Origin of the sequence: Streptomyces pratensis, assembly GCF_016804005.1 — a bacterium.
Classification (GTDB): domain Bacteria; phylum Actinomycetota; class Actinomycetes; order Streptomycetales; family Streptomycetaceae; genus Streptomyces; species Streptomyces pratensis_A.
This window is the reverse complement of record NZ_CP051486.1, coordinates 5,839,686-5,861,480: the sequence shown is the minus strand read 5'-3', so window position 1 is coordinate 5,861,480 and position 21,795 is coordinate 5,839,686. Positions and strand designations below refer to the sequence as shown.

Genomic DNA, 21,795 nt, shown 5'->3' with positions numbered 1-21,795 from the left:
GCCGTACGTCAGCAGCGCCGCCCCCGCCCGCGCTGCCCCGGCGCGCTCCTCCTTTCGCCCCACCCACCCGCGTCCGCCACGGGCCCCTGCACCCGGCCCGTGCGCGCGCCCAGAACCGAGAGGGTCCGAACCATGAGCATCCGAACCACGGCGACCACGGCCTGCCCGATCCACCTCGACGCGTCCGGAGCCGACCCGCACGAGGAGATCGCCCGCATCCGCGAGCAGGGCCCGGTGGTCCAGGTCGCCCTCCCCGGAGGCATCCTGGCCTGGTCCGTCACCAGCATGGAACTTCTCAAGCAGCTGATGACCGACCCACGGGTCTCCAAGGACGCCGAACAGCACTGGCCGGCCTGGATGCGCGGTGAGATACCCGCCGACTGGCCGCTCACCCTGTGGGTCTCCGTCCGCAGCATGATCACCGCCTACGGTGAGGGCCACGTCCGGCTGCGCAAGCTCGTCGCCCAGGCCTTCACCGCCCGCAACGTCAGCGTGCTCCGGCCTCGCGTCGAGGAGATCACGCGGGTGCTACTCGACCGCCTCGACGAGGTGCCCGAGGGCACCGAGGTCGACCTGCGCGCCCGGTTCGCCGTGCCGCTCCCCGTCCAGGTCGTCTGCGATCTGCTCGGCGTCCCCGAGGAGATGCGCGGACCGCTGCAGGAGACCGTCGGCCTGACCTTTCTCACTTCGGTCGGCCCGGCCACGAACGAGGAGAACATCCGCGAGCTGTACGGAACCCTGGCCGAGCTCGTCGCCGCCGGACGCGAGGCACCCGGAGAAGGCCTGATCACCCGCCTCGTCGCCGTACGCGACGAGGCGAACGGCATCGGCCTCAGTCAGCAGGAGCTCCTCGACACCCTGCTGCTGATCATCTCGGCCGGCTACGAGACCACGGTCAACCTCCTCGACCACGCGGTCCACCGCCTGCTGAGCAACCCCGCCCAGCTGGAACTCGTCCGCTCCGGCCGCGCGGCCTGGGAGGACGTGGTGGAGGAGACCCTGCGCTGCGAGCCCTCCGGCTTCCACGTCCCGCTGCGTTACGCCGTCGAGGACATGGAGATCGGCGGCGTGCGCATCGCTCAGGGCGACCCGATCCTGGTGTCCGTGGCCGGGGCCGGACGCGATCCACGGGTGCACGGACCCGACGCGGCGGAGTTCGACATCACCCGGCCCACCCGCCGCGAGCACATCACCTTCGGCTACGGGGTCCACCACTGCATCGGCGCACCGCTGGCGCGCATGGAGGCGGTCGTCGCCCTGAAGGCCCTCTTCGGCCGTTACCCGGACCTGCGCCTGGCCCGCCCCGGTGAGGACCTGCCACTGCTGCCGAGCTTCATCACCAACGGCCACCGGGAACTGCCGGTCCGCCTCAGGTGACGCCGGAGTGCCGGGCGGCGTCGCACCGGGCGACGCGGCGCCACCCGGCCCGGCCCGCGCATACATATCGGTGAGTACGGAAACGGGGGAGCGCGGCATCGCCCCGAGGGGGAGCGGGCCCCGGAGAACGGGGCCCGCTCCCCGGGCGGCGGGCCGCCGGCCCGCCGGGGAAACAATGTGCGTGGTCGTCCGCCCAGCCGCGGAAGGTGCCCGCGGCGCGGCCCGTCAGTGAGGCGAGTGCGTCGCCGTGCAGCGTCTTGCCGCCCCTGGCCTGCAGGGCCGCCCGCTTCAGGAGTGCCTCGACCACGGGGGGCGGGTACCGGTGTGCCAGACGCTCGCGTGCCTCTCGGACCGTCCACTCGCAGAACCGCAGAGGGCGCCCGAGTACGTCGCCGAGGATGCGCGTCTGCTCACGGGCGCTGAGCTCCTCGGGACCGACGAGCGTGTACGTCCTGCCCGTGTGTCCTCTCTCCGTGAGCGCCCGTACGGCGACCCGGGCGACGTCGCGGGGGTCCACCGGCGCGTTGGACGCGCTGCCGTACAAGGCGCCCACCGTGCCGTCCCGTTCGATGCGGTCGGCCCAGGACAGGGTGTTCGACATGAACGCCCGTGGGCGGAGCAGGGTCCAGGCGATCCCGCAGGAGCGCACCTCCTCCTCCATGGCCCTCTGGCGAACGGTGAGGAAGTCGTCGGTGTCGTCGTCGACGACCGCCGCCGACAGCTTGACCACGTGGCCGACGCCCTCGGCGACGGCGGCTTCCAGGAAGCGCTCGTCGTGGGGTTCGTCCGGGTGGCTGGTGACCAGGAACGCGGCCCGCACCCCGCTCAGCGCTCCTGCCAGCGAGTCGGGCCGGGAGAAGTCCGCGACGGCCGTCTCCACCCGGGGGCCGGACACGGCGGGACGCGCGGGGGTGCGGCTCATCAGTCGTACGGCATGGTCCGCCGCGAGCTGCCGCGCCACCTCCCGCCCCACCGTGCCGGTGGCGCCGGTGACCAGGATCAAGACAGTCTCCGGGGCTGCCCCGCCGAGAGGACCGAGGTGAACACGGCTTGCCCGTCCTGGTGGCCGGTGACCTTCATCGTCCAGTCGGCCCCCGACAGGGACACGTCGGTGACTTCCATGAGCAGGGGCCGGGAGAATTCCGCGTACCGGTGGAAGGCGTTGTCGCCGGTCCAGGGCGCGAAGGCCGAGGGACCGATGGTGGCGTGCGCGGCCTGGCGGGCGGCCTCGATGAGGACCATGCCCGGAACATGGTCCTTGGGTCCCTGGTAGAGCGTGCGGTGACCGGTGTCGATCTTGAGGATCCAGTGGCCCCAGATACCGGTGGGAAGGAGCAGGACGTCCTCCGAGCGGAGGCGGCCCACGAGTTGGGGCGGCACATCGGGCGCGTACTGCCGGGGCACGGGCTGCTGTGTGACGCCGCCCCGCACACGACTGTAGGCGCGGGCGCTGATCAGGTTGATGCGGCTGACGCCGGTGCCGGCCTCCCGGCCGTCGCGGCTGACCGTGACCGTGGCGCGCATGCCGGACAACATGCGCCCGCGATAGGTGAGTTCGTCGAAGACGACCTCCATCTCGACGCCCGGCTTGCAGCCGACGAGAAGGTGCTGGGGCCGGCAGGTGAAGTCCAGCGAATGCATCAGATAGTGCGTGTCGAGTGGGACGTCGTAAGCGGCATGACCGAGCAGAATCGTACTCTGACGCATGGATTCCACCAGCAGCAGCGGATCGTGGTATCCGCCGACCGGCGCGAAGAACGGGTGTTCTTCGGGCCAGTTGCCTTCGACGAGGAAACGGTGCTCCGAGAGGCGTTTCCAGTGCGTCGGTACGACGTCCTGCGGTCTCTCGCGGTGCGCCCACTGCATGGGCACGGAAGTTGGCTTCCGGATGCCGACGTTGGTGATGTCTAACACGATCCCCCCAAGGAAACGTTGTTGGCGCAACGTTACGTACCCCAGGATATTTTTTTCAACGGCTGCAAGTGTGACGCGAATCACATCACCGGGAACCGAATAAGTGCAGGTCACAAGTGATCTAGAGGTCATCTTGCGTTTCGTGAATGCTCCGGTCGGGCTGGAAGGTGAGCCTCCGGAAGGCGTGGGTGCGCCTTTCCGGTCACAGATTCGTACGTTAACGTTTTTCTCGCTTCCGGAGCACAGAGCGAGGGATGAACTTGACCAAACAGGACCGGGCGGCTCGAACCCGGCAGAAACTCATCGAGGCCGCCGCGATCGTCTTCGACCGGCGCGGCTACGAGGCCACCACTCTCAGCGACATCGCCAACGCGGCCGGAACGACCAAGGGGGCCATCTACTTCCACTTCAGGAACAAGGACGACCTGGCTCAGATAATCCTCGCCCAGCAGCAGCAGTCCGAGGAACACGCCCTGAGCCCGCAGCCCGTCAAGCTCCAGGAGATCGTCGACTCCGGGATGGTCTTCGCCGAACGTCTGCGCACCGACCCGCTGGTCCGTGCCAGTGTCCGGCTCAGTCTGGACCAGCAAGCCACCGACATCGACCGCGGCGGCGTGTTCCGTGCCTGGCGGGAGGCCAACCTGGCCATTCTGCAGGAGGCACAGGAACGTGGTGAACTCCGTTGCCACGTCGACCTGGTGGCGACGGCTGAGCTGTTCGTGGGCACCTTCGCGGGCCTCCAGCAGATGTCGCAGCTCTTCAGTGACTACGACGACCTGCCGGACCGTGTGACGGTGCTGCTGACGAATCTCATGCCGAGCATCGCCGTTCCCCCGGTGCTCGGTGTGCTGGACATGTGCGCGCAGCGCGGCGCCCACCTGATTGCGGCAGCGAAGCCGGGGGGTGGCGGGGACTCCGAGGCGGTGGAGGAGCCGGCCGTCGCGCAGGGCTGAGGGCCGTCGGGCCGGCTGTCACCGGGGCGCGGGCGGAGTGCGCGCATGCCCGAGAGCGTGGTGAGCACGGGAAGCGGGACGGCCGTGTCGGCGACAGCCGCGGCCCGGGGCGGGGTTTCCGGGCAAAGGGCCAGGCCGTGGAGCGGTAGGACACGACGGCCTGGGCCGGCCGGAGCCCGAATGCCTGCCCCTGACGGTGGGCGCTCGGGCCTGACCGGTCACGTCCGGTGGCGCGGGCGGCCGGAGGTCTTCTTCGCGGCCTTGGCCCTCGACGTACCGGCCACGCTGTCGGCCTTCTTCGCGGTGGTCCTCGCCGCTGACGCCTTCTTGGCCACGGCCTTCCTGGCGGGGGCGGTCTTCCTCTCCGGAGCCGTGGCTCCGGCCGTCGCCTTCTCGCCCCGGCCCGCCCGTTTCGCGGGAGCCGAGCGACGGGGCCTGTCCGTATCGGTGGAGGCGTGCTCCGGAGCACGCCTCCGGCGGCGGGCGGCAGGGCGCTCGGGTTCCTCTTCCTCCGCCTCTTCCGGCTCTTCCGTCTCTCTGCCGAGCGCCTCCTCGCCGGCCTTCCCGACGGCGCCCGCGGCGTTGCGGCCCACGTCTTCGACGGCGGTCCCCGCGCCGTCGCCGACGCCCTCCACAGCCCTGGCCGTGCCCGCACCGACGGACTCGGCCGCCGCGCCCGCCCCCCGGCCGACCTCGCTCACGGCCGCACCGGCGCCCTTACCCAGTTCTCCCGCGGCCCGCCCGGTGCCCGCCCCGACGTCCTCGACCGCCGCACCCACGCCGCGGGTCAGCTGCTCGAGGATCTGGGGGTTGCGATCCACGGTGTCCAGCAGCCGCGTGACGACGGCCGCGACGTGGTGGAGCCGCACCTTGAGCTGTGCCTGGACGTCCACACCCTGGATACCCAGCTGGACCCGCCCGAGCCGCACGTCCGCCCCGACGTTCAGCTTGAGCAGGTCCAGCACCTCCGCCTGCAGGGAGACGTGGGCCTCGAGGTCGTCCACCTCCAGGTCCAGCTCGTCCACATGGAGGGCGGGGACGTCCAGGAAGACGTCTGACGGGCTGTCATCGGGGCCGTCGTCACCCTGGACCGCGATCTCGGTGTCCGGGTCCCGGTCCTCGTGGCCGGCGCTGTCGGTGCTCGGCATGATGCGCGCACATCCTCGATAGCTTCCCCGAGCGGAATCCTCACGTCCAAGTGTCGGCCGGGCGCAACCATGACGCAATCGCCGGTGCGGTGCCCCGGAGGGCGCACCGCGCACGGTCCCCCGCCCCCACCGGCCGGGTACGACAGGTGGGGGCGGGACCCGCGCGGCCGACTCCTAGTCGTAGCTGAGGTCCGACGCGGAGTAGCGGCAGTACGTGCCGTCCGGACCGCTGCCCGTCTCCTTCGGCTCGGCGCCGGTGTTGTTGCCGGTGTAGCGGACGCACGGCTTGATCTTCTTGCTGCTGTCACCGTGGATCCGCACCGAGCGCAGGGCGGCCGTGTCCCCGTAGTTGGTGTTGATACCGACCAGGGACTTGCCCGGCGCCGTGATGTCGACGTCGTTCACGATGATGTCGCGCTTGTACTGCTTGGAGCAGTTGCCGCAGGACCGGACGAGCTTGCCGAAGTCCGCGACCTGGAACTTCGTGATGACCAGCTTGCCGGCGCCGTTGAACTGGAAGACCTTGTCGGAGGCCTTCTTGGCGCCGCCGCCGTACACCGTGTAGACGGAGCCGGTCGACGTGCCCTTGAAGGACGCGGCGTCCTCGCCGACGTCCTCCCACCAGACGTTCTGGATCGTGCAACTGCCGGAGCAGTGAACGCCGTCGGCGGCGGGCGAGCCCAGGATGACGTTCTTGAGCGTCGCCCCGTCGGCCAGCTTGAAGATCGGGTCCTGGCCCTCGTCCTGGCCGTCACCGCCGAGGTCGCCGCTTCCGTAGAAGCGCTTCAGGGAACCGTCGTACGTCCCCGAGACCTCGATGGTCTTCGAGACGGCCTGGGTGCCGGTGGCGCTGGGCCAGGCGGGCACCGCGGCTGTCGCCGCGCCTGCGGGCTGCAGCATCACGTTGGTGGCCAGAGCGGCGCCGGTGAGACCCAGTGCGGCGGTCAGGGCGGCGGCCATGCGGCGCTTGCCGGGCCTGCGCCGGTGCTTGTGCGCTCGTTCGCTCATGTTCGGTGGTCCCGTTTCCTAGGGGGTGGGGGGGTGTGTTGCGCTCTAGGGTCGCCACCGCCCGGAAAAGGGTTGCCGTGTTCCGGATCTGTTTTCCCCGTCGGACCGATCTGATTCTCCGCCGGTCGCCGGTCGCCGGTCGAGGGTCGAGGGCCGAGGGTCGCGGGTCGCCGGAGGCCGCGAACGCCGGTCGAGGGTCGCCGGAGGCCGCTCGCCGGCCCCGCCCACCCACCCGGCGCTCAGTGCGTGTCGGTGAAGACGCCGCCCACCGAGGTCTGTTCACCCGCCGTGAGCCCCCGCGCCGTGTAGTCGTCCCGCCCGGTGTCCCGCGCGCCCTCCGCGTGGTTGTACTGCCCCGCGAAGGTGTGCGTGCCGGTCGGCACGCTCCGTCCGGGCTTCAGGCTCCAGCGGTAGACGAGGAAGCCTTCCTCCTCGCGTGCCGACGCCGCGAAGTCCCGCTCCGGCAGCGAGCGCCAGGAACCGGTGGTGTTCACCCGGCCGTTCAACGCGATCCGCAGCTCCACGGTGAGCGCGGACAGAGGCCGGGACGTCTTGACCGTCACCTCGCTCTGCGCCCAGTAGTCGTTGCTGTTCGGATTCAGCGAACCGTCCGACCACAGCGGTCCCTTCCCGGCGGGCAGCGCACCGCCCCGGTCCGGGGACGGCGACACCCGCCCGGGTGACGTGGGCTCGGCCGCCACCCGCTGCCCGCCCGCCGGACCCTCCCGACCCGCCGACGTGACCGCGAACGCGCCCGCCGTCAGCACTCCGCACACCGCCACCGTCGCGCCGGCGACCCGCAGCCACGGCATCGGCGTGCGCGGGGCGCGTGCGGGACGCGCCGGGGGCTCCTCCGCCATGCCGCGCTCGATCCGGGCCAGCATCCGTGCCCGGTCCGGGCGGTGCGCAGCGGCGGCCGTGCGCAGCCGGTCCCGCAGGTCCTCGTCCATCAGTGCCTTCCTCCGGCGCGCTGCCCGGCAGCTGCCACCTGTACCTGGGCCGCCGTGGTTTCGGGTCCGAGCAGCCGCTGGAGTTCCGCCACACCGCGCGAGGTCTGGCTCTTCACCGTACCCACCGAGACCCCGAGGACCAGAGCGGTGTCCCGTTCGGACAGGTCGAAGGCGTGCCGGAGCACCACGCACGCGCGCTTGCGGAACGGCAGCCGCCGCAGGGCCCCTTGGACGTCCACCACGGCCGACACGTCGGGTCCGTCCGCCGCGTAGCCGTCCCCGGCCCCGCGGGGCGCCCAGAACAGCGCGATTCTCCGGCGCTCACGCACCGCGCTGCGGATGCGCGTACGGGCCAGGTTGGCGACGACACCTCTCGCGTAGGCCGCCGGGTGGTCGGCGCCCCTGACCCGGTCCCAGCGGTGCCACAGCGCCATCAGCGCGTCGGCGGCCAGGTCGTCCGCCGCATCGGCCTCGCCCGTCAGCAGGTGGGCGAGCCGCGCGAGTTCGGCGTAGTGCGCCTCGAAGAACGCATGGAACTCGGCGGCAGCAGCATCATCCAGGACTGTGCCCACGGGTACCTCTTCTCTGCACTGGATCCCTGCGCGCTCGAACGGGTTGTGTACGTTCCCAACTCCGTTCGCGGGGCGCGAGCGTACCAATGCGTACCCCGGAAGCGCTTCGACGCGTGTGCGCCTCCCAGTAATGCGCAACGCGACGATTACGTGAACCCCCCGCGCCCCTTCTTCTCCACGGCCCCCGAGGATCCGACTGCTTCCGGCCGCGCATCCGGCTACGGGGGGCGGGGCCCCACCCGACGCCGCCACCGCCCCGCCGGGCGGTGGCGGCGGAGGCTCTCATCCCTTCAGCGCGGCCTTCATCATCTTCTGCGCGATCGGCGCGGCCAGACCGTTGCCGCTGACCTCGGACCGGGCCGCCCCCGAGTCCTCCACGACCACCGCGACCGCGACCTGCTTGCCCGTGGAGTCGTCCTTCGCGTACGAGGTGAACCAGGCGTACGGGGTGTTGCTGTTGTCCACGCCGTTCTGCGCGGTTCCCGTCTTGCCGCCCACCTCGGCACCGTCGATCTTCGCGTTGCTGCCGGTTCCCTCCTCCACGACGGTGACCATGGCGCTGCGCAGCTGCTCGGCGGTCGACTCCTTCACGACCCGCTCGGAGTCGCCGTCGGGGAACTCCTCCAGTGTGGAGCCGTCGGCGCCCGTCACCTTCGAGACCATGTGCGGCGAGGCGAGCTCACCACCGTTGGCGAGGGCGGCCGAGACCATGGCCATCTGCATCGGGGTCGCCGTCACCTCGAACTGTCCGATGCCGGTCAGCGCCGTCTGGGCCTTGTCCATCCCGGTCGGGTACACGCTCTTCGACGCGCGCACGGGCACGTCCAGCTCCTCGGCGTCGAAACCGAACGCGTCCGCCATCGCCTTCAGCTTGTCCTGGCCGAGATCCGCCGCCACCTTCGCGAAGACGTTGTTGCACGAGTACTGGAGCGCGGTGCGCAGCGTGGCGTTCTCGCAGGGGGCCGAGGGGTTCTCGTTCGACAGGACCGTGCTCGTGTTCGGCAGGGTGTACGGATCGGGGCTGTCCGTGGGCTCGTCGACCGAGCCGTACAGCCCGTTCTCCAGCGCCGCCGAGGCAACCACGAGCTTGAACGTCGAGCCGGGCGGCAGCGGCTGCCGCAGCGCACGGTTCACCAGCGGCTTGTTCCCGTCGTCGAGCAGCTTCTGCCAGGCGTCGCCGTCGCCCGTCCCGCTGATGTCGGAGGGATCGTACGAGGGCGAGGAGACCATCCCCAGGATGCGCCCGGTCTCCGGATCCATCGCCACCGCCGCGCCCTGGTCGTCACCGAGCGCCTCGAAGGCCGCCTTCTGCACGTCCGGGTCGATGGTCGTCAGCACGTCACCGGGAGAGGTCTGCTCGCCGGTGATCAGGTCGGCAGGCTTCTTGAGCCGGTCGTCGGTGCCGTCGAGGACGTCGCTGTATATGCCTTCCAGCTGGGTGGCACCGTAGGCCTGCGAGCTGTACCCGGTGACCGACGCGTACAGCTCACCCTTGGGGTAGGTGCGTTTGTAGCGGAGGTCGTCGCCGTCCGTCTCCTTCGAACCGGTGACCGGGGAGCCGGCCACGATGATGTTCCCGAGCGGCTGCGCGTACTGCGCGATCGTGTTCCGCCGGTTGTGTTCGTCGTCTGCGAGCGCCCGTGCCTCGTACCCCTGCACCCAGGTCGCCCGCACCAGCAGGGCGAGGACCATGAGCAGACAGAAGACCGAAGCGCGCCTGATCGTCTTGTTCATCCCGCTGGAGGGACGAACGGGGGCCCTTGGGGCGTTCCCGTCCGTGTTCCTTCTCACCGGATTCTCAGCCGCGCCGCTTCAGGCGCTCGGGCCGCGCCGCCGGACCCCTCCTCAGGCGCTCAGAGCCTGCGGGTGGCGAGGGTGAGCCGGTCGCGGGCGTCGAACAGGGCGTCCTTGACCATCTGCTCGTGAGCGGGCGTGAGCCGGGCGACCGGCACCGAGCAGCTGATCGCGTCGCGCGCCGGGGTGCGGTAGGGGATCGCGACGCCGAAGCAGCGCAGACCCAGGGTGTTCTCCTCGCGGTCCACCGCGTACCCCTGCTCGCGGATGACGTGCAGCTCCTCGATCAGCTTCTCGCGGTCGGTGAGGGTGTGCTCCGTGAGCGCCGGAAGCGTCTCGGGCAGCATCTTGCGGACCTGCTCGTCGCTGTGGGTCGCCAGCAGTGCCTTGCCGAGCGAGGTGGAGTGCGCCGGCAGCCGGCGGCCGACGCGGGTGAAGGGGCGCAGGTAGTGCTGGGACTGCCGGGTGGCGAGGTACACCACGTTCGTCCCGTCCAGGCGGGCCAGGTGGATGGTCTCCGTGGTGTCGTCGGAGAGCCGGTCCAGGGTGGGGCGGGCGGCGGCGACGACCTCGTCCCCGTCGATGTACGAGGTGCCGACGAGCAGGGCGCGCACGCCGATCCCGTACCGCGTGCCGGTGGCGTCGGTCTCCACCCAGCCGAGCTCCACCAGCGTGCGCAGCAGCATGTAGAGGCTGGACTTGGGGTAGCCGACGGCCTCCTGCACGGCGGCCAGCGAGTGCATACCGGGACGCCCCGCGAAGTATTCGAGGAGTTCCACCGTCCGTACCGCGGACTTGACCTGTGCCCCACCGGACTCGCCTACCGACATGCCTTATGCCCCTTCCAGCCTTCTTGTACGACCCTGCGACTTCTTGCAACCACGAGCGCCCGGAAATAGAGTTCCCGTGTATTCACGTTCAGGAACGCTGTTCAGAATACCGAACAACTTCTCCTGTGTGGCAGTGGACCGGAAGGAAATACGGTGGCAGCAGCACCAGTCTGGAGCGTCGACCCCCGGACGGGGAACCCGCGTGAGCAGGTTGCGGTGGAGGCTACAGCGGAGGAGGTCGACCGCGCGGTCCGGGCGGCGCACGCCGTCCGTGGAGCCCTGGCCGACCGCACCGTGCGCGCCGCGTTCCTGCGGACCGCGGCCGACCTGCTCGCCGAGGCCCAGGAACAGGTCGTCGAGGCGGCCGACGCGGAGACCGCGCTCGGCCCCGCCCGGCTGACCGGCGAGCTCGCCCGCACGGCCGCGCAGCTGCGGGCCTTCGCGGAGGTCGTCGACGAGGGCGCCTACCTCGACATCCACATCGACCACGAGGACGGCAGCCGCACCCCGCCGTGGCCGGACCTGCGCCGCTACAAGATCCCGCTCGGCGTCGTGGCCGTGTACGCCGCGAGCAACTTCCCGCTCGCCTTCTCCGTCCCCGGCGGCGACACCGCGAGCGCACTCGCGGCGGGCTGTCCGGTCGTCGTCAAGGCACACCCCGACCACCCCGCCACCTCGGAGATCTGTGCCTCGCTCCTGCGCAGGGCCGCGGCGCGGCACGGCCTGCCCGAGGACGTCCTGACCGTGGTCCACGGCTTCGACGCGGGTGTCGAGCTGGTCAAGCACCCGCTCGTCTCCGCCGCCGGCTTCACCGGCTCGATCCGCGGCGGCCGCGCCCTCTTCGACGCCGCGGCCGCGCGGCCCACGCCGATCCCCTTCCACGGCGAGCTCGGTTCGCTCAACCCCGTCGTCGTCACCGAGTCGGCGGCCGCCGAGCGCGGTGAGCAGATCGGCGCCGGACTCGGCGGCTCGATGACGCTGGGTGCCGGACAGTTCTGCACCAAGCCCGGCTTCGTGTTCGCCCCGTCCGGCGAGGCCGGCGACCAGCTGCTGAAGTCGCTGACCGAGACGGTGGGCGCCACGGGCGCCGGGGTCATGCTCGATCACCGGATGCGCGACGCCTTCGTCCACGGAGTGGCCGAACGGGCAGCCCTCCCGGACGTGGAGGCGCCGGTCGCCCCGGGCTCGGGCGGCGAGCACACCGTCTCCGCGGGCTTCTTCACCGTCCCGGCGCAGCGGCTCGCCCAGGAAGGCCCGCACGACGCGCTCCTGGAGGAGTGCTTCGGCCCGGTCACCGTCGTCGCACGCTACGACTCCGCGGACGAGATCACCGCCGTGCTGTCCCGCCTGCCGGGCAACCTCACCGCCACCCTCCACATCGCCACGGAGGAGGCCGACGGCAGCGCCGCCGGCCTGCTGGCCGAGCTCACCCCGGTCGCCGGACGCGTCCTCGTCAACGGCTGGCCGACCGGCGTCGCCGTCGCCCCCGCCCAGCACCACGGCGGCCCCTACCCGGCCACCACCTCCACCTCCACGTCGGTCGGCGCCACCGCGATCGAGCGCTGGCTGCGCCCGGTCAGCTACCAGTCGACGCCCGAGGCGCTGCTGCCGCCGGAGCTCCGCGAGGGCAACCCGCAGAACCTGCCGCGCCGGGTCGACGGGCGCGCCTCGTGACGGCGCTGCGCCTGCCCGAGCTGCCCTTCGGCCTGGAGCCCCTCGGGCCCGAGGGGCAATGGGCGTACGAGGACGGGGTGCTGACCGGCTCGGCGGGGCCGAAGCAGGACCGTTTCGTCCCTCCGGGCGGCGACGCCCTGGAGCCCGCGAGCGACGCCCCGCGCCTGCTGGGTGCGGCACCGGAAGGCGACTTCCAGCTGATCGCCCGGGTGAGCGTCGGCTTCGCCGCCGCCTTCGACGCGGGAGTGCTCTACCTCCACGTGGGGGAGCGGGAGTGGGCGAAGCTCTGCCTGGAGCTCTCCCCGGAACGCCCCACGGTCTGCACAGTGGTCACCCGGGGCCAGTCCGACGACGTCAACTCCGCCGTCGTGGAGGGCGACAGCTGCTGGCTGCGGCTCAGCCGTACCGGTGGTGCCTTCGCCTTCCACGCCTCGGCGGACGGCGAGCGGTGGACCTTCGTCCGCGTGTTCACCCTCGGCACCGAGGAGGAGCGGGCGGCCGCCCGCATCGGTTTCCTCGTCCAGTCACCGACCGGTGAGGGCTGCACGGCCTCGTTCGACCGGATCGCCTTCCGCCCCACCGCCCCCGGGGACCTGCGCGACGGCAGCTGACGGACCACACGCACACCCGTGAGGGGCCCGGATCCGAGAGGATTCCGGGTCCTTCGCGCATTCCGGGCCCTCCACGCATCATGAGGAGCCAGGGCGGCCGCGTGTGCCTCGTGTTCACCTCGGCGTCACCGGGAATCCTCCTGCGCCTTCCGGCTGCTCCTGCCGGCGGGAACCCGCCTCGGGCTCCGACGATCCTGGCTCCGGCGCCGCGAGGGTCACCTACCGAAGTGACGCCCCACATACATGAATTCTCTTTCCCGAGCAGGCAACCCGTGGGCCCTCGGTGGCGACCCATGAGTGCACTCGCACTTCGTCGTACCGAGAAAGGGATCCCCCCATGCGCACCCATCTCCGCAGCCGTCGAAGCCGCATCGCGGCGCTTGCCGCAGCCGCCACCGTCGCGTCCCTCACCGTCGCCGTGCTCCCCAGCTCCGCAGGTGCCGCCGAATCCAGCCCCATCGGTTTCGGCGCCGGCACGACCGGTGGCGGCAACGCGTCCGCCGTGACGGTCAGCAGCCTGTCCGCGTTCAAGTCGGCCGTCGCGGGCGACACCGCCAAGACCGTCAAGGTCAGCGGAGTGATCTCGCTGAGCGGCCAGGTGGACATCGGCTCCAACACCACCGTGCTCGGCGTCGGCTCCTCATCCGGCTTCACCGGCGGCGGCCTGCGTCTCAAGAGCGAGACGAACATCGTCATCCGCAACCTCAACATCAGCAAGCCGGTCGCCCCCGCCGACGGCATCACCGTGCAGGAGTCCACCAAGGTCTGGATCGACCACAACTCCTTCTCGGCGGACCGCGACCACGACAAGGACTACTACGACGGTCTGCTGGACGTCACGCACGCCTCGGACGACGTCACCGTGTCCTGGAACACCTTCAAGAACCACTACAAGGGAAGCCTCGTCGGACACAGCGACAACAACGGGGACGAGGACTCAGGCCACCTGAAGGTGACGTACCACCACAACCACTTCCAGAACGTCTTCTCGCGCATCCCGAGCCTCCGTTTCGGTATGGGGCACGTCTACAACAACCTGGTGGAGGGCGCCGACACGGGCGCGCACTCCCGGATGGGCGCACAGATGCTGGTCGAGAACAACGTCTTCCGCGACACGAAGGTCGCCGTCACCACCAACCGCAGCAGCGACGAGGACGGCTACGCGGTGCAGCGGGGCAACGACCTCGGCGGCGCCGCCGTGGAGATCTCGCAGGGCGGCTCCTTCACCAGCCCGCCCTACAGCTACACCCCCGAGCCCGCTTCCTCCGTCGCGGCGTCGGTGACCGCGGGGGCGGGGGCCGGAAAGATCTGACGCACGGTGGGGGTGCGCGGCCCGGACGCGGGCGGCGCACCCCGCTCCGGCAGGTCAGGACCCGGGGCGTAAAGCACGAAGTCGGCCCAGCCCGTGGGGCCGACGGCCAGGTGGGGGCGGGTCAGGTCCTTCGAGTCGCGGACGAGTACGGCATGATCCGTGGCAGCGACCTCGACGCACTCGCCTCCCTCGTTGGAGCTGTAGCTGCTCTTCGACCACGAGTGAGCATCGGGGTGCTGCTCGCCGGTTTCGGGGTTCATCGCTCTTCCGGCAACCTCTCGATCAGGGTCAAGGACTCGCGCGGCGAGAGTGCCTGAGCCCGAACGCATCCGTATCGTGCGGCCAGGGTGTGGACTTCCGCCAATTCGGTGATCAACCGGCTGATGTTCTGCACCTCAAGGTATCCGACCTGGGGCCTGCCCTTGGGTGTGAGCAGAATGAACGGGCCTCCCGTGCCCGCGTGTTCAGGGCGGTCCAGCGGCATGACCTGTAGCTCCACGTGACGAAGTCCGCCGAGTCGGAGCAGTTCGACCAGCTGGGATCTATGGACGGCCCATTCGCCGATCGGCCGACGGAGTGCGGCTTCTTCGATCACGCAGCTCACCATGGGAGCCGGCCGGTCTGTCAGCAGCGCTTGCCGGGCCAGCCGGGCCGTCACGCGCTGCTCGATCGTCTCGTCGTCGAGCAAGGGCTTACGCATGGCCTAGAGAGCGCGCGCGTGCGCCTCGGTCTGGAACAGGCCGGGAATGGTGTGGTTGCTGTAATAGCAGAGCTCCACCGCACCCGCCTCCAGCCGCGCGTAGTCCTGGAACCACGCCGGATGCTTCACCCGCGCCCGTGCCTTCGCCTTCACCACGTCGTCCTTGGCGGCCCGCAGCAGCCCGCCCGCGCCGAGCAACTCGTCCGCGGCGTCCAGGAATTCCGGCTGCGCCGTGCGGCGGCCCCGCTCCAGGGAGCGGATGAGGTCCTCGCTGTAGCCGAGCTGCTCACCGAGTTCCCGCTGGGTCAGGCCCGCCCGTTCCCTGAGCAGCCGGATCTGGCGGCCGATGACGCGGAACAGGTCCGCCGCCTCCTCCGAACCGTCGTCGTCGCCGATCGTGTCGTCCAGAACCACCGGTACCTCCGGTACCCGTCGCCGGGTGCACCGGTACGCGCTCGTCACGTGCCGCGATCACCCCTGGTCAGCGTACGGTTACGCGGCCACGCTGAGTGGTGTGAAGAGCGAATCCGTACAGATCCCCATGGCCGCACAGCAGTTCACCCAGTTGTTCAGCGCCACCGCGCGCGGGGCCAGGCTCGGGCGGTTGCTGACGGTGGAGCAACTCGTCGCGTGGGGGTGGCCGCGTGACGGTGAAGCCACTCACGCAGCCGCTCTCGTGGTTGCGGCGCTGACCTCCAACGCGGTCCGGCACGGGCGGCTGGAAGGGCGGGGTTTCAGGCTCACGCTCGTTCACCTGCCCGGCCCGGGACTCAGGATCGAGGTCACCGACCCGGGGGAACGCCTCCCGGCCCGGCGCGCGGGCGGTCTCGGGATCGCCGTCGTGGAGGCGCTCGCCACCGACTGGGGAGTGCGGCCGTTCCCGCCGTCGGGAAAGACCGTGTGGGCCGAGATCACCCCGGAGTCCCAGTGCTGCCCGACCTCCTGAACTCAGTGCCGGATCAGGCCGCCGACCGGGACGGGAGCGACGTGGCCGGTGGCCGGAACGGTCCGCGCCAGGGCGAGGCCGATGTCGACCAGCGAGGACCGGCCGAGGCCGGTGACATCGGCGAGCGGGGTCCGGACCGACTCGGCGGTCTCGCCGTTCGGCTCCGCGGCGGCGGAGCCCGAGGGCCCCCGTCCGAGTGCCCGCCGGATGGTCAGACCACGGCGAGCCGGTCCACCAGCAGCGCCACCCTCAGCGCGGTGTCCTCCGCCGGCAGCCGTCCCGCTCGGGTCAGGGTGACCAGCCCGTGCAGGGCAGCCCAGAACACCTCGGTGAACAGTCCCGGGTGGACGCCGTCCCCGGCGACCTCGCCGAGGCTTTCCAGCAGGGCGGCGAAGGCGTCCTTGAGAGGCTCCGGGGTGTCCTCGTCCGCGAAGGCCAGACCGCCGTCGAGCTGGAACATGGCGTCGTAGACCGCCGGGTTGCGCGCGGCGAAGTCGAGGTAGGCGCGGGCGAGGGCGGTGACGCGGTCGCGAGGACCCTCCGCGGCGGAGGCCGCCGCCCGCAGCGCCGAGGCCATCTCGGCGGCGCCTTCGAGGGCGACGGCGCCGATGATCTCGCGCTTGCCCCGGAAGTGGCTGTAGAGGACGGGCTGGCTGTATTCGATGCGCTCGGCGAGCCGACGGGTGGTGACCGCGTCCCAGCCCTGCTGCTCGGCGAGTTCGCGGGCTGTCGCCACGATGAGGCGCTCGCGCTCCACCCGTTCGCGCTGCTTGCGTTCCTGTACCGACATGGCTCGATCCTAGCACTGCTAGACAATCGAGCAGTAGAAGTACTAGCGTTGCTTCATCATCTAGCGGCACTAGATAACTGGAGTGGTCAGCATGCTCAACGCACTCGAGGTGTTCACCGTCGTGAGCGTCGGCGTGATGGTGGGGGTGGAGTTCTCCGTCGCCTTCGTCATCAACCGGATCCTCGGCGCGCTCCCCGAGGACAGCGGTCAACTCGGCCGTGCCCACGGGGGCCGGATGCTCGGCGCCGTGATGCCGGTCTGGTACATCGGCTCTCTCGTCCTCGTCGCGGTCCGGGCCGTCGCCGGATGGCACCACCACGGCACCGGCCTCGTCGTCACGGCCGGCGCGCTGCTGATCCTCAGCGTGATCATGTCGATAGCGCTGCTCGTCCCGATCAACGACCGGGGCAAGACGTGGACCCCCGAGAACCGGCCCGCCGACTGGAAGGAGCAGGCGAACCGCTGGGACCGCTACCACTACGTCCGTGTCGCCGTCCTCGTCGCAGCCTTCACCCTGCTGGTCGCCGGCCTCGTCTGACCCCGCAGGCGATCTCCCGCCGCTGCTGCCCGCCGGTCCTGTGCCGCCGGGCCGCGCCCTCGAACCGCCGGCGCAGCCGCTCGGAGCGCGGGCCGTACTCCGAGCGGCCGGCGGGTACGGATCGGTGAACTGCCGCTCCGCTTCGGCCGGCCGCGCCCGCGTCACTGAGGGCGGTCTGCCTGACCGAAGGGCGGCGCGAATGCGGAACCCGCCCATCGGGCATGACCCTATTCCCGCCCCGGCGGCCCCGGGGCCGGGCGGCGGCCTTCGGTGAGTGGCCGTGCCGGATACGTCAGCCGCCCATCCGAAAGTCGTTCAAGGTTCATCTTTTGCATCGATTCTCCTCGTGCGGCCCACGCATCACATGCGGAGCCGGCAGCACCAGCCGCAGCGGCGGCACCAGCCACGAGGAGCGTCATGGGACACGGGCACGGTCATCACCACCAGCACGACCACGGTCACCACCACGACCACCAGCACGGAACGGCGCCCCTGCCCGCGGCGTTCGACACCACCGTCCCGGACGAGGAACTGAATTCCGAGCAGCGGTCCCGCCGCAGCCTGCTGCGCCGGGCCGGCCTGCTCGGTGCCGGTATGGCCGCGAGCAGCGTGCTGGCCGGCGCGGCGACCGCCCCGGCGCACGCCGCCGATTCCCGCTCCGGCCGCCGCGGCGGCAAGGGCTTCCTGTGGCTGGCGGGTGACCACCACATCCACACCCAGTACAGCAGCGACGGCAAGTACCGTGTCGTCGACCAGGTCCGGCAGGGTGCGCGACACGGCATGGACTGGCTGGTCATCACCGACCACGGCAGCGGCACGCACGCCAAGATCGGTGTGGAGAAGGTCAACCCGGACATCCAGGAGGCCCGTTCCACCTACGAGGACACCCTCGTCTTCCAGGGGCTGGAGTGGAACATCCCGGCCGCCGAGCACGGCACCGTCTTCGTGCACCCCGGAAAGAACGAGGTCTCCGTCCTCAAGCAGTTCGAGACGGGCTACGACGGTGCCGTCAACGCCGCCACCGGCTCGACGCCCGCCAACGAGGCGCTCGCCATCGCCGGACTGGCCTTCCTCTCCGAGCAGGTCGCCCGGCGCAAGGTCAAGGACGCCCTGATGCTCGCCAACCACCCGGCGCGCAAGGGCATCGACTCCCCGCACGAGATCCGCGCCTGGCGCGACGCCACCCCCGGGGGCCGCCGCATCGCAGTCGGCTTCGAGGGTGCCCCCGGCCACCAGGCGGGCGGCCTGCCCAAGCCTCTCGGTCCCGGCGGCGCCCGCGGCATCTACAACAACAGCCCCGGCAGCGCCTCCTTCGCCGGCTACCCGCTGGAGAGCTACCGGACCTGGGGCGGCTTCGACTGGATGACCTCCACCGTCGGCGGCCTGTGGGACAGCCTGCTCGCCGAGGGCAAGCCGTGGTGGATCACCGCCAACTCCGACTCGCACCAGGTCTACGGCGACACCGCCGTCCGCGGCGGCGGCGACTTCGGCACCGACGGCCGCTACGGCGACCCGGTCTACGGCGGACAGATCGACATCACGGAGAACGACTACTGGCCCGGCTACTACAGCCGCACGCACGTCGGTGCCGAGGGCTTCTCCTACGCCGCGGTCATGGACGGCATCCGCGCGGGCCGCGTCTGGGTCGACCACGGCCAGCTGATCAGCGGCCTCGACGTCCGGGTGTCCGGCGGCAGCCGCTGGGCGACCCTTGGCGGCGCCCTCCAGGTCAGGAAGGGAACCAGGGTCACCCTCACGGTCGATGTGGCGGCGGCCGGCGGTCCCAACTGGGCCGGTTTCCAGCCGGCGCTGGCCCGCGTCGACGTCATCCAGGGCGATGTCACCGGCGAGGTGAAGGACAAGGACGCCTTCACCGCTCCGAGCGCCAGGGTCGTGAAGTCGTACGAGGTGAACAAGTCCACCGGCACCTTCCGCCTCACCTACGACCTGGGGCGCGTCGACCGCCCCGTCTACCTCCGCCTGCGCGGCACCGACGGCAACCGCTCCGCCGTCGGGGCGATGGGCGCCTCCGTCGACCCGGCCGGCCCCGCCATCGACGTCGTCGGCGACGCCGACCCGTGGCGCGACCTGTGGTTCTACTCCAACCCGGTCTGGGTCCTGCCTTCATGAACCCACCGCCGTACGCCATCGGCATCGACACCTCCGTGACCGCGCTGAGCGAGGCCGACCAGCTGCTCCGGGACCTCACCGCCCGGCTCGGCCTCCCCGAGGACGTCATCGGCTGCACCCACCTGGTGCGGGACGCCGACGGCGGACGGCCGCGAGTGGCCCTGTCCCTGGCCACCGGGTCCGAGGCCGCCGCGAAGGCCGTCCGGGCCCGGCTCACGGCCCAGGGGCACAGGGTGCGGGACGGTGCCTGGGACCAGGCGGGACGGGCGGTGCTGTATCCGGGAGCCGCCGCGTTGACGGGCACCCTCACGGTCGCAGAGCTGGTGGGCCGATCCGCGATCGAGCGGGTCCGCGTCCTCGGCACGGCCGACCGGCCGGACCCCGCGACCCGCCTGGTCACCCGGGAGTTCGTGCGGCCGCAGTGGCAGGACGGCGAGCTGGTCCTCGCCGCCATGCCGGCGGTGGGCGGCACCCTCGTCCCGTTCGAGGTGCCCGACCCCACTCCGTGCTGCGCGGACCACTGAGGACACGGCGGGCCCGTCCGGCGCGGCGCCGCACGGGCCCGCCCGGATTTCCCGGCCGGCGCCGGGAATGAGCCGCTCGGGCCGTACGTTGAAGCGGCGGCGGAGGCTCCCTCCGTCACCGGTCAGAGCAGAGCTGGAGAGTAGAAGAGTCATGCGCGTCGAGATATGGGGCGACATCGCCTGCCCGTGGTGCTATGTCGGAAAGGCCCGCTTCGAGAAGGCGCTGGCCGGATTCGCGCACCGTGACGAGGTCGAGGTGGTCCACCGCTCCTTCGAGCTCGACCCCGGCAGGGCCAAGGGTGACACCGAGCAGGTCATCGACATGCTGGCGCAGAAGTACGGGCGCAGCCCCGAGGAGGCCCGCGGCATGGAGGCCAACGTCGCGGCGAACGCGCAGGCCGAGGGGCTCGGCTACCGGGCCGAGGGGCGTGACCACGGCAGCACCTTCGACATCCACCGGCTGCTCCACCTCGCGAAGGCGCGCGGACGCCAGGACGCACTGCTGACGCTCGTCTACCGGGCCAACTTCGCCGAGGAGCGTTCGGTCTTCGACGACGCGGTGCTGGCCGACCTGGCCGTCGAGGCGGGGCTGGACGCGGACGAGTCGCGTGCGGTGCTGGCCGACCCCGAGGCGTACGCCGACGACGTGCGGGCCGATGAGCGCGAGGCTGCCGAACTGGGTGCCAACGCCGTGCCCTTCTTCGTGCTCGACCGGCGCTACGGCATCTCCGGCGGTCAGCCCGCGGAGGTCTTCACCCAGGCCCTGGAGCAGGCGTGGAAGGACCGGGAGGTCCCCGGCCTCACCCAGGTCGGCGGGGACGCGGCGGCCTGCGATGCGGACGGGGCGTGCGAAGTGCCCCAGGGGGACCGGTCCGACCAGCGTGTATAAGGCTTCCTTGGGCGCGCCGCTCAAACTTACGTGATTGACGTGAGGTTGAGCGGCCGTCAGGCTGTCCCGCATGGAGACTTCTGCGATCGACCAGGTCAGGGCCACCGAATTCGCATCCGGAACCACCTATCTGAACACCTCGACCTGCGGGCTGCTGCCCCGTCGTGCCGTCGAGGCCGTCAAGGCGCTGGCGGACGACGGCGGCGCGGGCGTCCGGGGCGGTGCCGGCAGCTTCGAATCGGTGGACTCCGCCCGGGCCGGCTTCGCCGGGCTCGCGGGTGTGGCGCCCGCGCGGGTGGCCGTCGGCGGCTCCGTCGCGGCCCATGTGGGGCTCGTCGCGGCATCTCTCCCCGCAGGTGCCGAAGTCCTCGCGCCGACCGGTGAGTTCAGTTCCGTCGTCAGCCCCTTCGCCGTCCGCGGCGACCTGAGGATGCGCTACGTCCCCCTGACCGGGCTGGCCGAAGCCGTGCGGCCCGGGACTGCGCTCGTCGCTTTCTCCGCCGTCCAGTCCGCGGACGGCCGGGTCGCCGACCTGGACGCGGTCCGCGAGGCCGCTGCCGCGCACGGGGCCCGGACGATGCTCGACGCCAGCCAGTCGGCAGGATGGCTGCCGCTGGACGCCGGCGCGTGGGACTACACCGTCACCGGCGGTTACAAGTTCCTGATGTGTCCCCGGGGTTCGTCGTTCCTGACCGTGACCGAGGCGGTGCAGGAGACCCTGCCGACGCTCTACGCGGGCTGGGTCGCGGCCGAGGACCGCTGGAACAGCACGTACGGGCCGGTCGAGAAGCTCGCCGTGGACGCCCGGCGCTTCGACGAGCCGGTCGCGTTCCTCGCCTATCACGGGGCGGAGCAGTCCCTGGGCCTGCTGGCGGAGGTCGGGGTGGACTCCGTGTACGCCCATGCCACCGGGCTCGCCGCCCGCTTCCGGAAGGGGCTGGCGTCGATCGGGCACGAGGCGGTGCCCGGCACCTCCGCGATCGTGGCCGTACCCGGGCTCGGCGGCCGCGAGCCCGGTCTGGCGGCGGCAGGGGTGATGGTCTCGGCCCGGGCGGGGAATCTGAGGGCGGCCTTCCACCTGTACAACACCGAGGCGGACGTCGACCGCGCCCTGGACGTGCTGGCCGGCTGAGCC

21 protein-coding genes and 2 pseudogenes are annotated in these 21,795 nt (G+C 71.3%); 11 read left to right on the top strand and 12 right to left on the bottom strand.

Going from position 1 to position 21,795, the window contains the following annotated elements; translation table 11 throughout:
- Positions 1-132: 132 nt before the first annotated feature.
- Positions 133-1,377 (top strand): cytochrome P450 family protein, encoded by a 1,245-nt coding sequence (locus tag HED23_RS24165; RefSeq protein WP_203185481.1) that lies wholly within the window; start codon positions 133-135, stop codon positions 1,375-1,377.
- On the opposite strand, the gene HED23_RS24160 is transcribed toward HED23_RS24165, so the two are convergent.
- Complete coding sequence (locus HED23_RS24160) at positions 1,370-2,380, bottom strand: NAD(P)H-binding protein (RefSeq protein ID WP_203185480.1); 1,011 nt, start codon at positions 2,378-2,380, stop codon at positions 1,370-1,372. The two genes, HED23_RS24165 and HED23_RS24160, sit on opposite strands and share 8 nt — an antisense overlap.
- Complete coding sequence (locus HED23_RS24155; RefSeq protein ID WP_203185479.1) at positions 2,377-3,243, bottom strand: ScbA/BarX family gamma-butyrolactone biosynthesis protein; 867 nt, start codon at positions 3,241-3,243, stop codon at positions 2,377-2,379. Before HED23_RS24155 ends, HED23_RS24160 begins: the two co-directional genes overlap by 4 nt.
- Before the next feature lie 302 nt (positions 3,244-3,545).
- Here HED23_RS24155 and HED23_RS24150 point away from each other — a divergent pair, with 302 nt between their 5' ends.
- Positions 3,546-4,244, top strand: a complete 699-nt coding sequence (locus tag HED23_RS24150) for a ScbR family autoregulator-binding transcription factor (protein ID WP_238442089.1) — start codon at positions 3,546-3,548, stop codon at positions 4,242-4,244.
- A gap of 218 nt (positions 4,245-4,462) precedes the next feature.
- On the opposite strand, the gene HED23_RS24145 is transcribed toward HED23_RS24150, so the two are convergent.
- The 6 genes from HED23_RS24145 to HED23_RS24120 form a co-directional block, all read right to left on the bottom strand.
- A complete protein-coding gene (locus tag HED23_RS24145) occupies positions 4,463-5,392 on the bottom strand; it encodes a hypothetical protein (protein WP_203185478.1) in 930 nt (309 codons plus the stop codon).
- A 174-nt stretch (positions 5,393-5,566) separates the two neighbouring features.
- Complete coding sequence (locus HED23_RS24140; protein ID WP_203185477.1) at positions 5,567-6,400, bottom strand: pectate lyase; 834 nt, start codon at positions 6,398-6,400, stop codon at positions 5,567-5,569.
- Between the two features lie 239 nt (positions 6,401-6,639).
- Positions 6,640-7,350 (bottom strand): hypothetical protein, encoded by a 711-nt coding sequence (locus HED23_RS24135; RefSeq protein WP_203185476.1) that lies wholly within the window; start codon positions 7,348-7,350, stop codon positions 6,640-6,642.
- Positions 7,350-7,922, bottom strand: coding sequence for a SigE family RNA polymerase sigma factor (locus HED23_RS24130; RefSeq protein WP_203185475.1), 573 nt, complete (start codon positions 7,920-7,922; stop codon positions 7,350-7,352). Before HED23_RS24130 ends, HED23_RS24135 begins: the two co-directional genes overlap by 1 nt.
- Before the next feature lie 282 nt (positions 7,923-8,204).
- Positions 8,205-9,656, bottom strand: a complete 1,452-nt coding sequence (locus HED23_RS24125; RefSeq protein ID WP_203185474.1) for a peptidoglycan D,D-transpeptidase FtsI family protein — start codon at positions 9,654-9,656, stop codon at positions 8,205-8,207.
- A gap of 119 nt (positions 9,657-9,775) precedes the next feature.
- Positions 9,776-10,546: an IclR family transcriptional regulator gene (locus HED23_RS24120; RefSeq protein WP_203185473.1), complete on the bottom strand. Its 771-nt coding sequence runs from the start codon at positions 10,544-10,546 to the stop codon at positions 9,776-9,778.
- A gap of 153 nt (positions 10,547-10,699) precedes the next feature.
- On the opposite strand from HED23_RS24120, the gene HED23_RS24115 reads away from it, so the two are divergent.
- From HED23_RS24115 to HED23_RS24105, 3 genes are all read left to right on the top strand, one after another.
- The gene (locus HED23_RS24115) at positions 10,700-12,220 is read left to right on the top strand and encodes an aldehyde dehydrogenase (NADP(+)) (RefSeq protein ID WP_203185472.1); all 1,521 of its coding nucleotides are present in this window, start codon (positions 10,700-10,702) and stop codon (positions 12,218-12,220) included.
- 5 nt (positions 12,221-12,225) lie between these two features.
- Positions 12,226-12,831 (top strand): DUF1349 domain-containing protein, encoded by a 606-nt coding sequence (locus HED23_RS24110; RefSeq protein WP_203187612.1) that lies wholly within the window; start codon positions 12,226-12,228, stop codon positions 12,829-12,831.
- A 337-nt stretch (positions 12,832-13,168) separates the two neighbouring features.
- The gene (locus HED23_RS24105; RefSeq protein WP_203185471.1) at positions 13,169-14,143 is read left to right on the top strand and encodes a pectate lyase family protein; all 975 of its coding nucleotides are present in this window, start codon (positions 13,169-13,171) and stop codon (positions 14,141-14,143) included.
- Here the strand turns inward: HED23_RS24105 and HED23_RS35925 are convergent.
- Together HED23_RS35925 and HED23_RS24095 are read right to left on the bottom strand one after the other, a co-directional pair.
- Complete coding sequence (locus tag HED23_RS35925; protein WP_203185470.1) at positions 14,074-14,403, bottom strand: DUF397 domain-containing protein; 330 nt, start codon at positions 14,401-14,403, stop codon at positions 14,074-14,076. The genes HED23_RS24105 and HED23_RS35925 overlap by 70 nt on opposite strands.
- Positions 14,400-15,257: pseudogene (locus HED23_RS24095) on the bottom strand (helix-turn-helix domain-containing protein). The gene HED23_RS35925 and the pseudogene HED23_RS24095 overlap by 4 nt, the downstream one beginning before the upstream one ends.
- A 100-nt stretch (positions 15,258-15,357) precedes the next feature.
- Here HED23_RS24095 and HED23_RS24090 point away from each other — a divergent pair.
- A complete protein-coding gene (locus HED23_RS24090; RefSeq protein ID WP_238442088.1) occupies positions 15,358-15,789 on the top strand; it encodes an ATP-binding protein in 432 nt (143 codons plus the stop codon).
- Positions 15,790-15,791: 2 nt separating this feature from the next.
- Here HED23_RS24090 and HED23_RS35410 read toward each other — a convergent pair.
- Together HED23_RS35410 and HED23_RS24085 are read right to left on the bottom strand one after the other, a co-directional pair.
- A pseudogene (locus HED23_RS35410) lies at positions 15,792-15,959 on the bottom strand (NUDIX hydrolase); the annotation flags it as partial.
- Positions 15,960-16,000: 41 nt separating this feature from the next.
- Complete coding sequence (locus HED23_RS24085; protein ID WP_203185469.1) at positions 16,001-16,579, bottom strand: TetR/AcrR family transcriptional regulator; 579 nt, start codon at positions 16,577-16,579, stop codon at positions 16,001-16,003.
- Between the two features lie 91 nt (positions 16,580-16,670).
- Here HED23_RS24085 and HED23_RS24080 point away from each other — a divergent pair, with 91 nt between their 5' ends.
- The 5 genes from HED23_RS24080 to HED23_RS24060 all read left to right on the top strand — a co-directional run bounded on the left by HED23_RS24080 (position 16,671) and on the right by HED23_RS24060 (position 21,792).
- The gene (locus HED23_RS24080; protein WP_203185468.1) at positions 16,671-17,117 is read left to right on the top strand and encodes a DUF1772 domain-containing protein; all 447 of its coding nucleotides are present in this window, start codon (positions 16,671-16,673) and stop codon (positions 17,115-17,117) included.
- 417 nt (positions 17,118-17,534) lie between these two features.
- Entirely contained in the window at positions 17,535-19,247 is a 1,713-nt protein-coding gene (locus tag HED23_RS24075) for a PHP domain-containing protein (RefSeq protein ID WP_203185467.1), read from the top strand.
- Positions 19,244-19,771, top strand: a complete 528-nt coding sequence (locus tag HED23_RS24070; RefSeq protein WP_203185466.1) for a hypothetical protein — start codon at positions 19,244-19,246, stop codon at positions 19,769-19,771. Before HED23_RS24075 ends, HED23_RS24070 begins: the two co-directional genes overlap by 4 nt.
- 151 nt (positions 19,772-19,922) lie before the next feature.
- On the top strand, positions 19,923-20,660 hold the full coding sequence (locus HED23_RS24065; RefSeq protein WP_203185465.1) for a DsbA family oxidoreductase: 738 nt from the start codon (positions 19,923-19,925) through the stop codon (positions 20,658-20,660).
- A 70-nt stretch (positions 20,661-20,730) separates the two neighbouring features.
- Complete coding sequence (locus HED23_RS24060) at positions 20,731-21,792, top strand: aminotransferase class V-fold PLP-dependent enzyme (RefSeq protein WP_203185464.1); 1,062 nt, start codon at positions 20,731-20,733, stop codon at positions 21,790-21,792.
- The last annotated feature ends 3 nt before the right edge of the window (positions 21,793-21,795 follow it).